12 protein-coding genes and 3 pseudogenes are annotated in these 12,043 nt (G+C 67.1%); 8 read left to right on the top strand and 7 right to left on the bottom strand.

Annotated elements, in window-relative coordinates; genetic code table 11:
- A pseudogene (locus tag HPY23_RS26240) lies at positions 1-155 on the top strand (IS3 family transposase); the annotation flags it as partial.
- Here HPY23_RS26240 and HPY23_RS26235 read toward each other — a convergent pair.
- On the bottom strand, positions 119-448 hold the full coding sequence (locus HPY23_RS26235) for a DUF2721 domain-containing protein (protein ID WP_091891689.1): 330 nt from the start codon (positions 446-448) through the stop codon (positions 119-121). The pseudogene HPY23_RS26240 and the gene HPY23_RS26235 overlap by 37 nt on opposite strands.
- A 222-nt stretch (positions 449-670) precedes the next feature.
- On the opposite strand from HPY23_RS26235, the gene HPY23_RS26230 reads away from it, so the two are divergent.
- Positions 671-1,075 carry a flagellar basal body rod C-terminal domain-containing protein gene (locus tag HPY23_RS26230; protein ID WP_048444049.1) on the top strand — a complete coding sequence of 135 codons (405 nt, stop codon included), beginning with the start codon at positions 671-673 and terminating at the stop codon, positions 1,073-1,075.
- Between the two features lie 6 nt (positions 1,076-1,081).
- Here the strand turns inward: HPY23_RS26230 and HPY23_RS26225 are convergent, their stop codons facing one another.
- A complete protein-coding gene (locus HPY23_RS26225) occupies positions 1,082-2,617 on the bottom strand; it encodes a phospholipase D-like domain-containing protein (protein WP_048444050.1) in 1,536 nt (511 codons plus the stop codon).
- A gap of 225 nt (positions 2,618-2,842) precedes the next feature.
- Here HPY23_RS26225 and HPY23_RS26220 point away from each other — a divergent pair, with 225 nt between their 5' ends.
- The 3 genes and pseudogenes from HPY23_RS26220 to HPY23_RS26215 all read left to right on the top strand — a co-directional run.
- Positions 2,843-3,394 (top strand): DedA family protein, encoded by a 552-nt coding sequence (locus HPY23_RS26220; protein WP_091891680.1) that lies wholly within the window; start codon positions 2,843-2,845, stop codon positions 3,392-3,394.
- Between the two features lie 97 nt (positions 3,395-3,491).
- On the top strand, positions 3,492-3,740 hold the full coding sequence (locus HPY23_RS33275) for a hypothetical protein (RefSeq protein ID WP_236012820.1): 249 nt from the start codon (positions 3,492-3,494) through the stop codon (positions 3,738-3,740).
- A 51-nt stretch (positions 3,741-3,791) separates the two neighbouring features.
- A pseudogene (locus HPY23_RS26215) lies at positions 3,792-4,793 on the top strand (sodium:proton exchanger); the annotation flags it as partial.
- A 47-nt stretch (positions 4,794-4,840) separates the two neighbouring features.
- On the opposite strand, the gene HPY23_RS26210 reads toward HPY23_RS26215, so the two are convergent.
- Positions 4,841-5,431, bottom strand: coding sequence for a PepSY domain-containing protein (locus tag HPY23_RS26210; RefSeq protein ID WP_091891677.1), 591 nt, complete (start codon positions 5,429-5,431; stop codon positions 4,841-4,843).
- A 303-nt stretch (positions 5,432-5,734) separates the two neighbouring features.
- On the opposite strand from HPY23_RS26210, the gene HPY23_RS26205 reads away from it, so the two are divergent.
- Positions 5,735-6,136 carry a cation transporter dimerization domain-containing protein gene (locus HPY23_RS26205; protein ID WP_048447844.1) on the top strand — a complete coding sequence of 134 codons (402 nt, stop codon included), beginning with the start codon at positions 5,735-5,737 and terminating at the stop codon, positions 6,134-6,136.
- A gap of 22 nt (positions 6,137-6,158) precedes the next feature.
- A pseudogene (locus HPY23_RS33270) lies at positions 6,159-6,284 on the top strand (trehalase-like domain-containing protein); the annotation flags it as partial.
- A gap of 50 nt (positions 6,285-6,334) precedes the next feature.
- Here the strand turns inward: HPY23_RS33270 and HPY23_RS26200 are convergent.
- On the bottom strand, positions 6,335-6,811 hold the full coding sequence (locus HPY23_RS26200; RefSeq protein ID WP_083469524.1) for a hypothetical protein: 477 nt from the start codon (positions 6,809-6,811) through the stop codon (positions 6,335-6,337).
- 412 nt (positions 6,812-7,223) lie between these two features.
- Between HPY23_RS26200 and HPY23_RS26195 the strand changes: the two genes are divergently transcribed.
- Positions 7,224-7,508, top strand: coding sequence for a hypothetical protein (locus HPY23_RS26195; protein ID WP_135419744.1), 285 nt, complete (start codon positions 7,224-7,226; stop codon positions 7,506-7,508).
- A 197-nt stretch (positions 7,509-7,705) separates the two neighbouring features.
- Here the strand turns inward: HPY23_RS26195 and HPY23_RS26190 are convergent, their stop codons facing one another.
- From HPY23_RS26190 to HPY23_RS26180, 3 genes are all read right to left on the bottom strand, one after another.
- Positions 7,706-9,205 carry a carbohydrate porin gene (locus HPY23_RS26190; protein ID WP_091891686.1) on the bottom strand — a complete coding sequence of 500 codons (1,500 nt, stop codon included), beginning with the start codon at positions 9,203-9,205 and terminating at the stop codon, positions 7,706-7,708.
- A 203-nt stretch (positions 9,206-9,408) separates the two neighbouring features.
- Complete coding sequence (locus HPY23_RS26185; RefSeq protein WP_048447846.1) at positions 9,409-10,884, bottom strand: efflux transporter outer membrane subunit; 1,476 nt, start codon at positions 10,882-10,884, stop codon at positions 9,409-9,411.
- Between the two features lie 157 nt (positions 10,885-11,041).
- On the bottom strand, positions 11,042-11,269 hold the full coding sequence (locus tag HPY23_RS26180; RefSeq protein WP_048447847.1) for a hypothetical protein: 228 nt from the start codon (positions 11,267-11,269) through the stop codon (positions 11,042-11,044).
- Positions 11,270-12,043: the final 774 nt, after the last annotated feature.

Genomic DNA, 12,043 nt, shown 5'->3' with positions numbered 1-12,043 from the left:
CGTGGCGTTCCTTCGAGGCGGTCGAGTACGCCACCCTGGAGTGGGTCGATTGGTACAACCACCGTCGCCTCCTCGCGCCAATCGGCAACGTCCCTCCCGCCGAGGCCGACGCGCGCTATCATACCCACGTCGGCGACCAAGCCTTAGCCGCCTGAACCAAGCCAACCAGCCTCCGAAAAACCCGGAGCGGTTCAAGGCACACAGCTCCGTCGAGCAGGAGGGATCTCCGCTGCAATTGCGACAGCTGACGCGCCAGCCTTTTGGTCTCGCGGGAAGGCCCCTTCTTAAGATCCTGGGAGAGGTCACGGACTTGGTCCCCGATCCGGCCGTGGCGCGTTGCGAAAACGTTGAGCAAGGTCGCCAGGGCCGAGAGTAGAAAGATCGGGGTCAAGGCGACTTGGATGATGTGAGACAGATTGTCGAGGGCAACAGCAGTCGGATTTGGCATGCCGAGGCTCATAGGCAAAGCAGGCCTTGGATACCAGGGCCGATCGCGGGCGGTTTGACGCTTCGCCACGTGCAGCCCTGCAGAGCGCGGTCGCGACGCCATCCACTGAACCAACGCGCCGTGATTAACCGGCCATTAACCGCAATCCCTAACCCTTCCTTCAGGATTTTGCGAGTCGCGCCGGCATCGATCGTCCGCTCGCCGGATCAGGGGAGAGAACAGATGGCCGGGAGCGAGGGCGTCTCTGGATCCGCCATTGCGGCGGCAGGCCTGCGGGTGCAGCAGGGCCGCCTGCGCGTCATGACCGAGAACCTCGCCAACGCAAACAGCACCGCGAGCACGCCCGGCGGCGACCCCTACCGGCGCAAGATCGCGGTGTTCGAGCCGGTCGGGGCCGATGCCGAGCCGACCGGTCGCGTCGTGCGCGACACCAGCCCGTTCCGCTCAATCTCCAGCCCCGGGCACCCCGCTGCCGACGCGCAGGGCATTCTGAAGCTGCCCAACGTCAATCCTGCCACCGAGATGGCCGGGTTGCGCGCGGCGATGGGCGCCTACGAATCCAATCTGAAGGTGATCGCGACGCTCGACGACCTCAACAGGCGCACCGTCGACCTGCTGAAGATCTGAGGAGCGTCATTCGCTTGAGACGCCCGTTCGTTCGGCTCCGCGGCGCAGCGGATGCGCGCGGCGCCGATCGGCGAGCGCGTGCAGCACGGCTCTCCAGACCGGCTCGGGCTGCTCGGGGTCCAGAAGCTCGCCCTCGCTCAACGGCTGCACGGCTCCTGCGGCTGATGCGTCCAGGGGAACCAGTGTACGCCCGGTGTCGCAGCGTAGCGCCTCGATCGCCGCAATCAGCGAACCCGAGCGCGCCAGGGTGCGGGCGATGTCGTCCGGTGGAACACCGAGGTGCTCGCCGAGAAGCGCATCGCGCAAGCCGAGGATCTCTGCCGCGACGGCTCGATCGGTCGCATGGCCAGGCACGGCTTCGACGGCCAGATCGCATTCCGTATCGAGGCCCATCGAGCGGTTGTTCAGGTTGGACGAGCCGATCTTCAGCAGGCAGTCGTCGACGATCAGCACCTTGGCATGCACGTAGATCGGCTGCCCGGCTGCGGTCACCGGACGATAGATGCGGAAGCGTCCGAAGCGGTCCGCGCCGCGGATACGCGCCAGAACACGGCCGCGTCCCCGTCCCATGGCCGCTTCCTCGAGCCAGCCCATGGCACGCTCGGGATTGATCACGACGATCTCGGGCCCGTCCGGCTCCCTCAGACGGGATGCCATGGCCTCGGCGATGCAGCGTGCGGCGAAGTACTGACTCTCAATATAGATCGTGTGTCGCGCGGCTGCGATGGCGGCGAGGTAGAGTTGCTCGATCTCGTGCACGTTGGGGCGGCCGTGAAAGGGCGGCGCGGTCCGGGCGATCCCCACCTGCACGTCGCGCAGAAGCGGCCTCAGCCCGTCGGGCCAGGGGTCTTGCGTAGATGGACCGGGCGGCGCGATCCGCTCGCCGGTAGCATAGTGCCAGCGCTCGCGCGCAAGGTCACCGAGGGCTGACGCGGCCGCGCCGTCGACCGCGACGGTGGCGTCGTGGAACGGCGCGTAGGCGCGTCCCGACGGGCGCACCCGGCGCGTGTCCTGGTCGGCATGGTCGCGGGTGTCCCAGCGGTCGTCCGTCATGTCGATGCCGCCGCAGAAAGCGAGCGCGTCGTCGATCACCACGATCTTCTGGTGATGCGAGGCTCCGGGCGGGTGGGCACTGTCGAGCCGGAACTGGAAGCCGCGGGCCCGCATCGAGTTCAGAAGGTAGAGCGGCGTCGTGCCGCGCGCCAGCGTGCCGAGGACCCCTAAATTCCACTGCAGCACGCGGATGCTCAGCTCCGGCCGGCGCCGGCCGAGTTCGGACAGGAACGGGCCGAGTTCCTCCGGCAGGCCCGGCAGCGGGTGGTCGGGGTCGAGCTTGATGCGGGTGTCGAACTCCCAGCCGATGAACAAAACCGCGTGGCGGGCGCGCAGGAGGGCGCTGCGCAGATGCGCGAAGTAGGCGGCGGCATCCACGATTGGGGCAAAGCGCGCCGCAGGCTCGACGCGCCAGCAGGTCAGGCCGGACTGCAGCAGCTTCGCCCCGCCCGTGAGCGGGACCGATGCCGTATGGGGCGGATGATGCATCGGCGCGTTTGGTCCCCGGGATGGCGGCCCGCTGCATCGTCGCGCTGCAACAGGGCGCGGGCAGCGCTTTGGTGTCTGCGTATGAACCCGCCCCCCACTTAGTGCGTTCCCGATCCGACCTGCGGCGGCAAGGCTTCTGCAGGTGCCGCTTGCGAGGAGGTTGCGCTGGTCGACTGGATCGTAGCCGCGATCGAGCGGACCGGCTATCTCGGCGTCTTCCTGCTGATGCTGATCGACAACATCTTCCCGCCGATCCCCTCTGAGGTGATCATGCCGCTGGCAGGCTTTGCCGCGGCGCGCGGCCAGCTCAGCCTCGTCGGCGTGTTCCTCGCCGGCACGGCCGGATCGCTCTCCGGCGCGCTGGTCTGGTACGGCGTGGGGCGCTGGCTCGGACGCGAGCGCTTGCGGCGCTTCGCGGCCCGGCACGGGCGCTGGCTCACCCTGAGCCCGGCGGAGGTCGATCGGGCCGGCGCCTGGTTCGCCCGGCGCGGCGGCGTCACCGTCCTAGTCGGTCGCGTCGTCCCGGGCGTGCGCAGCCTGATCTCGGTGCCGGCCGGGGTGGCCGGTATGCCGCTCACGCCCTTTCTGGCCTACTCGGCTCTCGGCACGATCGTCTGGACCGGGCTGCTGACGGCGGCCGGCTACGGGCTTGGCGAGAACTACCGCAGCGTGGGCCGCCTCATCGAGCCGATCGGCAACGGCGTGCTGGTCCTGGCGCTCGTGCTCTACCTCTATCGTGTCGCCACCTTCGGACGCCGGAGCGGCGTTCGGGGCTGAGGCGCGGCAGAAACAGTCCTTTGCCGGCGTGATCGCGCGACGCTCGCTTCAGCGGAACGCGAACAGGCAGGCCGTGACATGACGTAGAGGAGTTCGCGTGAAACGCTTTCTGATCCTGGTTGCCGTCGCGGTCATGGCCACCCTCCCGGCCCTCCTGCTGCGCGCGACGGGCTGGCGGCCCAGCCCGGTCCTCGATGCCGCCGCCTTCGGCAGCGCCATTCTGGCGGCGGGCTTCCTGCTGTCTTGGGGAGCGGAGACGGCCGAGCAGCATATCGCGCAAGGCCTGATCCTGGCCGTGGTCGCCCTGGTGACCGTGCTGCCGGAATACGCGGTCGATCTCTATTAAGCCTACAAGGCCGGGCTCGAGGGTCCGGGGTCGCAATACGTTCATTACGCCGCCGCCAACATGACCGGCGCCAACCGGTTGCTCGTCGGCTTGGCCTGGCCCCTGATGGTGTTCCTGCATTGGACGAAGGACCGGCACCGCGCGGTCGATCTTGCCCCTGTCAATGCCGTCGAGATGGGCTTCCTGCTGCTTGCCAGCCTCTACGCCTTCGTGATCCTGTTCAAGCGCAGCATTTCCGTCGTGGATTTCGCCGTGCTCGCGGCCATCTTTGCGGCCTACGTCTGGCGCGTGCGCAACCTTCAGAAGAGCGACAATCCGGACGAGGCGGAGGAGCCGGGGCCAGCTGCCGCTCTAAACGCCTTGTCTCCCGGCCAGCAATGGGCCGCGATCGGGGCTCTGGTGGCCGTGGCCTGCGGCGTCATCCTCGCCTCGGCCGAACCCTTCGCCGAGGCCATGGTGGGCACCGGCCGGGCGATCGGGCTCAACGAGTTTCTGCTGATCCAGTGGCTGGCGCCCCTGGCCAGCGAGGCGCCGGCCATCTCGGTGGCGGTGCTGTTCGTGCTGGCCAACCGCGCCGGCGACGGGCTGATCGCCATGATCAGCGACAAGATCAACCAGTGGACGCTGCTCGTCGGCATGCTGCCGCTCGCCCTGAGCGTCGGCGCGGGCGCGATGAGCCCCCTGCCGCTCGATGCGCGCCAGGGCGAGGAGTTCTTCCTGACAGCGGCCCAGTCGCTGCTCGGCATCGCGCTCCTGCTGCGCCTGCGCCTCGGCCTCTGGTCCGCGCTGGCTCTGGCCGGGCTGTTTGCCGTGCAGGTCGGGCTCGCCTTCGTCTACCGCAACGACGAGGCGCGCACGATCGCGACGCTGACCTGGCTCGCCTGGGTCTATCTCGGCCTAGCCGGCCTTCTGTTCCTGATCAACGGACGCCGCCTTGTGGCCTTGGTGCGCAGCGCTCTCACCGGTCAGCCGTCTGAGGATCTCTCGGATGGCACACGAACCGACCTGGAGCCATCGGCAGACGAGAGCCGCGTCCCGTCTACGGCCCGCTGATCGGAGCGGTCCGGGCGGAGCCGACAACTCCGCCCAGCCCTGCCGACCTACTTGCTCGGCATGATCTTTCCGTCCGCCCCGACCCTGATCTTCTGCGACTGGCTGCCGGTCATCACCGTGATCTTGTACTGCACGCTGCTGGCCTCACGCTCGACCTCGGCCTCGGCCGCCTTGCCGCCTGCCTTCTGCTCGGCGGTCGCGACCGCCTGCTTCAGGCTCGTGGGGGCGTTCTGCACGTCGGACGGCTTCAGGCGGATGAAGTAGCTCTCGATCGGGTGGTTGTCGCTCTTGGTCACCTGCCCCGTGGTCGCGTCGATGTGGTGGTCGGTGAGCTTACCATCGCTGCCGAGCACCTTGATTTCAAAGTACGGTTTGCCGTTCCCGCTCTCGAAGTCCGCCTCGATCGCGCGACCAGGTCCCTTGCTCTCGGCCGTGTCGAGCGCCTGGGCGAGCGAGACCTTGGCGGTCTGCAAACCTTCGTGCTCACGCTCCTTGTGACCGGTCGTGCCGTGGGCAGGTTGCGCAGCACCCGGAGGGGCAGCCGCAGGGGCCGGCGCCTGGGTAGGCGGGCTCGTCTGGGCCGCAGCAAATCCGGAAAGGAAGAGGAGCGGAGCGAGGGAAAGGGCGATCCGGGACATGGCGTCTCCTGTAGCTTGGTGGGCAGCCGCAAAGCTGTGCGGCCTTAACGCAGGAGTGATTGGACGGTTCGCGACGGCGGCTCTCCCGTGCAACGTTGGACGCAAATCCGGCTTGGCGGCACTCTACGCTCTGCTGTGCGTTCAGACTTGGATCCGGTGTCGGGGGCAGTTCCGAGCGCGAGCACGGCCGGCGACACTGCGACAAGCCGGGCTGGTAAGGAAGGCGGTTGCAGGCGTACCATGGCGTGGATCGCACCCGCCAACCCGAACGCTGCTGAGGAAGGTTCGTCCGTGAGATCGCAGATGCCGAATGCCTACCACCACGCCCCCGTTGCCGGCCTCCTCATGCTCGCTCTGGCCGCACCTGGAGCGCAGGCACAGGGCGCGCGGGCTCAACCGCTGGATGCCTACGAGGCTGCGCACGGCGTCAAGGGCTCGCAAGTCGCGTCATTGATCACGCGCATCGTCGAGCGCCAGTTGCTGGCGATCCCGGGCGTGCGCTCCGTCCACGACCTGCACGTGCGCTCGATCAGCTCTGGCATCGACGCCATGAGCGCGCATGTCGTCGTGACCGACATGGCCGAGGCCGCGCGCATCCTCAAGGCGGTGCAGCAGGTCATGGCGGCCGAGTTCGACACGCGCCACGTCACCGTGCAGGTCGAGAACGAGGTCCTGCAGGAAGAGGAAAAGGTCCGGAAGACCTGAGTGCCTATCGCAGGCCACGGCCATGCCTTCCCGGATCGAGGACTATGCCCTGATCGGCGGCTGCGAGGCGGCCGCGCTCGTGGCGCGCGACGGCTCGATCGACTGGCTGTGCTGGCCGCGGTTCGACGCGTCCGCGTGCTTTCCAGCATCATAATTTGATCAAGTTCGCTTGACCGTACGCTGAGGCTCTGCCGAGGTCTAGTCGCAGACGCGAACCCGGCGGATGTAGGTTCCGCCATAAGCTCCGATGAAGCGCCGCCGCACGAGGTGACAGTCACCGCCGTAATAGGCCGGATAACCATACCCGTAAGCCGCAGGGTAGCCGTATCCGTAGTAGGCCGGGCTCGCGGCCAAAGCTCCGAGCGCAAAACCACCGAGCAGACCCGCTGCACCGTAACCGAAGTGGCCGTGGCGACGGTAGCCATAATGGCCTCCATAGCCCCCGTGCCCACCGTAGTAGCCATGGCGCAGCCCATGACCACCGAACCCGCCGTGACCACCGAACCCGCCGTGACCACCGAACCCGCCGTGACCACCGAACCCGCCATGACCACCGAACCCGCCATGACCGCCATGGTGCTGCGCAGCTGCCGGGATAGATCCCACAAAGCTACCGGTCAGCAACGCAAGCGCGGCGTAACCGGTGATACGGGCCACTCTGAACCTGACGTGCATGGCACATTTTCCTCATTGAGCATCACCCAGGGACATAGGTCATCTGCCGGATGGTAGCTCGCCGCACCCCTCTTGAGCAGGCCTGGGCAGTCGTGAATTAACGGCGGTGGCGCAGCAAGGTTCCCAGGGGTAGGAGTGGGGCATTGTGCCGATGCTTGGCTTCTGATCGAGTATCGTTGAACTATCATCGGGCGCAAATGGTCGTGGCTTGAGCGACACTCAAACTTCAGCTCGGGCAAGTGCTGGCGGGAGAGTGAGTCGCAGCTTGGCGATTCGTGACGTACAACGATGTCGGACAAACTGACGGCATAGCGGTCGCGCATGTGGCGCTGAGCACAAGACCAATGGCGCAGAGTCGGTCTCACTGATTCCGGCTTTGGGTCTTGAGGCAAAAATGTTCAGGATAATGCTGATGCGCTGCAAGCTCTCAAAGCACATCGTTGCCGCCGTGGCTCTCGCTGGCCTGACCGCCGTGCCCACGAACAACCTGGCAGCATCTTTAGATCTCGGCATGCTGACGCGATTGCTCGCGCCGGCCGGTCTCATGCTGATGGAGGGAAATGTCTGCGCCGCGCGCGATCCCTCCTTCCTGGCCGAGACGGCCGGCAAGCGGGGAGACCTTCGCTTCTACGCGCAGGAGGTGAAGAACGAAGTGTCAGCCAAGGGATCCCCGAGGATGAGGTCCTGCTCGTCCTGAGACAAGCGGCCGATGTCGCCAAGGCAACCGCGCTGACGGCCATCGAAGACTTACACTCCGACAACCCGGACGCCGAGCTGTCCGCCACCAATGGCTGGTGCGACACGATCGTGAGATCCCTCGTGTTGACACCCTGGGCTGCCTGGACTCGCCGACGACATCATGCGCGCACGACGAATCGGCATCGCAAGTGCCGTTCAGTAGCGGATTGTCGCGCGCAGGCCAAACACGGCCGCATTCCGGATCCGCCGCCCGTACGGGTCGCGCGGATTAGCGATGCCGCCACTTGGCCGGAACACGTACTGGAAGTCCGGCTGCACGGTAACGCCGGGCCCGAGGATGGCTTGGTAGCTGACCTCCAGCAAGGCCTCGCTGCTGCGCCTCGGGCTAGGCGCGCCACCGAACAGAAGGGTGTCGCGATCAAATCCTCGAGCGCTCTTCGAGATGCGCTCGACAGCAAAAGCTATGCCGATCGTATCGTCCGAACGGCCGGGCAGCAGACCCTTATAGCCGATCCCGGCATCGAGGTAGAGGTCGAGCAGATTGCGACCCGAGGGCGAACCGGACAGGCGCACGAACACGCTGGCGCCATCGTTCGGGTCGTCGGGCTCCCGGTAGATGGTCTGATCGACGATGCCGTAGATGCCACTATTGCCCCGGAAGCGGCGCGCAAGGCCGCTGCTGGATGGGTTCGCAAGCGAGCCTCCGCTCCGATCGAAGCGTGGGCTGCCGAAGCGACCGAAATGATGCCAGCCGCCGAGCGTCACGGTGCCCGGCTCGACGTTGTCGTCGGCCTCGAGGCCGTAGGCATACGCGGCCTCCGCGATCACCAGGGCAGGGTCGTTCGTGCGGAAATTCGTGCCGGTGCGGTTGCGCCGCTGCGGATCGGGGCGGTTGTCGGGGCGCAGCGGTCCCGCCGGGTCACCATCGTAGATGCCGGCTTGCAGCGAGAAATTCCGGTTCGGCACGTACTTCGCCCGCACGGCCGGAACGGCAAGCGGATAGATCGGTCCGCCGCTCGGAATGACGGAGGCCATGATGTTGGGCCAGCCGAAGGTCGAATTGAGGAACAGGGTTCCGGTTTGGCTGACCGCGAACTCCGTGTCGGTCGCGAGTTGGCCGACCCTGATCCCGAGTTGGCCGTCGAAAAACCTCTGCTCGACCCAGAGTTCGTAGAGGCGCGAGGATGGTAGCGCCTCGATCGCGCTGACCGACATGAAGTTGTTGACGAAATAGCGTGACAGGCCGGTGCCGTGAATCTGGTAGAGGTTGGTGTGGAAAGCCGCGCCGTGCCAACCCATCAGGGTGTCCAGGTCGGCATCGAACTGGAAGTCGAGACGGCCCGCGGCGATGCCGCCGCGCCGTGCGCCGCCGGTGACGTTGCCGAAGCTCTCGCCGACATAGGTGAGGCTATACGCGATACCCCTCGTCCTCAGGAAGCTGCGGGCACCAAATGGATCGCCGTACGGCTCCAGCGGATCCTGGATCGAGGTGTTCAGGTTAGCGGAAGGCCTGGCCGAGAAGTCGGGCTGCGCCACCGAGGTCTGGGGATCGTTGCCGGCACCCCCGGGTCGGCCACGGAAGTTCGGTTCGAACGCGATCCGTGCCGCCTCCTCGGGAGGCGTTTGGGCCCATGCCGCCTGGGTAGCCATAGCCAGGGCCAGCCATAGGACGAGGGGACGCTGCAAGGGCTGCATGGGGACGATCATTCTTGGGACACACGCCGCCGGCGCAGGGCAGATCCTCATGCATAGCCCCACTTTGATGACGCTACGCCAGTCGCTGGTCTGCCGTCCCGCACCAGTATCTTGAAGCTCATCGCCTCGGGCGCACCACCTGATCTCCTGCCTTACGGTCAAGATTTGCCGCCCAAGAACGCGATGCACAAATGGCCGAGGGCTCACTCGTCTACGCGCAGGGGTTGCCCGCTGTCGACTGGCAGGCGAGCCGCGATGACCTCCTGCCGCGTCGGCAGACTGCGCGTGTCCCAGCCACCCCCTAAGGCCCGGATCAGCGCAATGGCCGTGGTGAAGCGGCTGGCCTGGACCTGCAGTGCTGCGACGCGGTTGCTCAACTCCAGCGCCTGCGCGGTCACCACCGTGGTGTAGTTTTGTGTGCCCGCCCGGTACTCGTTGAGCGCGATCTCCACGGCGCGGCTGGCGGACGCCACGGCAGCCTGCCGCACCACCTGCTGCCGTGCCAGAATGCGCACTCCTGCCAAGCCGTCCTCAACCTCACGGAACGCCGTCAGCACCGTCTGCCGGTACATCGCGACGGCCGCCTCATAGGCGGCCCGCGCCGCCTGCTGGGCGGCCGAGCGGGCGCCGCCGTCGAACAAGACCTCCGTTGCGGCCCCGGTCACCGACCAGAACTGGTTCTCGGCCGCAAACAGCGCAGCGGTCGGATCGCCGGAGAGGCCCCCTGAACCCGACAGGCTCACGCTCGGGTAGAAGGCCGCCACAGCGACGCCGATCTGCTCGCTCTGCGCCTGCACCAAGCGCTCGGCTTGGGCCACATCCGGGCGCCGCTCCAGCAGCGTCGAGGGCACGCTCACGGGTATGCTGGGCGGCCGTGCGGCGAGTTGCCCGCGTGGGATCGTGATCTCCGAGGGAGGCCGGCCGCTCAGGACCGCGATGGCATGCGCGAAGGTCGCCTGGTCCAGCTCAACCGCGATGCTCAAGGCCTCGGTTGTCTGGAGCTGGGTCTGCGCGGTGATCACGTCCGAGCGGGCGGCGACACCGGCCGCGTACTGGTTCTGGGTGATCGCTAGGCTGCGCTTGTAGCCCGCGACGGTGTCGTTCAGGAGCCGCCGGAGCGACTCCTGATAGCGCAGCTGGAAATAGTTCGTGGCGAGTTCCGCTTGGCTCGTGAGGCGCACGAGCGCGAGGCCGGCAGCGCTGGCCTGAGCGGAGGCCGTGCCGCTCTCGATCTGGCGGCGAATGCGGCCGAACAGGTCGAGCTCCCAACTGGCCGAGCCTTGCAGGGTCAGGGTGGTCTCTGCCTCGTTGCCACTCCCGGATTGCCGGATGCTGGGTGCACCGATCATGGTCGGGAAGAGCTGGGCGCGCGCCTGCCGGACCACGGCTCTGGCCTGCTCGTACCGAGAGATTGCTTGGCGCAGGGTCTGGTTGTCGACGTCGATGGCGCGGATCAGGCCGTCGAGGACCGGATCGCGGAAGACCGACCACCAGTCGCCGCGCGGGACCGCGTCGCTCGGCCTGGCCGCCCGCCAACCTGGCTCAGGGGAGCCGGAGGCTTCCTTGAAAGCCAGCGGGGTCTCGGCCGAGGGACGCGCATAGTCCGGTCCGACGAGGCAGGCCGAGGTCAGGCCGGCAAGCGTCATCGCACCGACGAGGCGCAAGCCCAGCGCACCCATCACCTGCGGGGCCGCCGGGTGGCGGCTGGCGGGTCCTGGAGGGCCCCGGTGTCGCGTGTGGACCGGCCGGGCAACCTGACAATCTCGGCCATGACGTCCAGCGTCCTCCCTTGCATCAGCGTTCCGACCGTTGAGCACGGTCCACGCGGTGTTCGCCTCAATGGCGGCGCGCCACATCGCGGTTCGCCCGGATCCAGTGGGGCGAGAGGATGTCGCCCTCTTCGGTCACGATCCAGGGCCTCGCCTCCGAGTCGTGCAGCGCGTCCACAGCCGCGGAGAGCGCCTCGCGCAAGGTTGCGAACGCCCGGCCCTGTCGGGTCTGTGCCGTCCCTGCTCCAAGCCAGATCGTCAGCTCAGCCCGTTTGTCGAGGTCGTCGGCCGTCATGCGTGGCTCCTGCCGTGTTGCGCGGAGCTAACGCCGGCAAGTGGCATCCGTTGGGCGGGCATGTTGCGGCTGTGCGTCCGGTGTGGCCGCAAGCGCGAGCTGTCCGGCGGTCGCACATTCCGTTCAGGTGCAGTTCAAAGGCGCACGCCTAGCCTGAGGACACGACGACACGATGCCCGTGCCGTTCATCAGGAGACAATGCACATGACAGATGCGCCTCGCTTCGGAGCGGCCCTGACCGCCGGTCTGTTCGCCTTGGCGGTCGGTATCGGCTTCGTGTCGCTGTCGGACCCGGCCGCCGCTCAGGGTCATGGCTATGGCCAATCCCGTGGGCACGGCGGATCCTACAGCCGCCACGGCGGCTTCGGTCGGCCCGGCTATTCCGGGGGCCATGGACGCTCTTACGGCCGCCATGGAGGTTCTGGTCGCGGCTTTGGGTATGGAGGAGGTCACAGACGCTCCTCCGGCGGCCATGGCGGTTACGGAGGACAGGGCCACTGACCCTGCTTCGCTCCCAAGCGGACCATGCGCGCCACGGTCGGCGCGACCGAGCCGGTGTTGATGAGAGCGCCCCGGAACAAGGCAGAGCGGGGAGCGTCCGGTGAAAACGTGGCACGGCCGCCCAGCATCGTCGCGACTGCCGACGTCACGGAGGCGCCTGCTAGGTCCTCGCCGTAATCCAGAGTGTATCGGGATATCCGCTCGGCGTCAGTGAGGATCGGGATCCCAATTCGAACTTGAGCGTTAGTGCTCGCGGCTAAGACTAAGGGAGGT

The organism is Methylobacterium ajmalii (assembly GCF_016613415.1).
In the GTDB taxonomy this organism is placed as follows: domain Bacteria; phylum Pseudomonadota; class Alphaproteobacteria; order Rhizobiales; family Beijerinckiaceae; genus Methylobacterium; species Methylobacterium ajmalii.
Note: the sequence above shows the minus strand (reverse complement) of the source record. Positions and strands in the feature narration are given on the sequence as shown.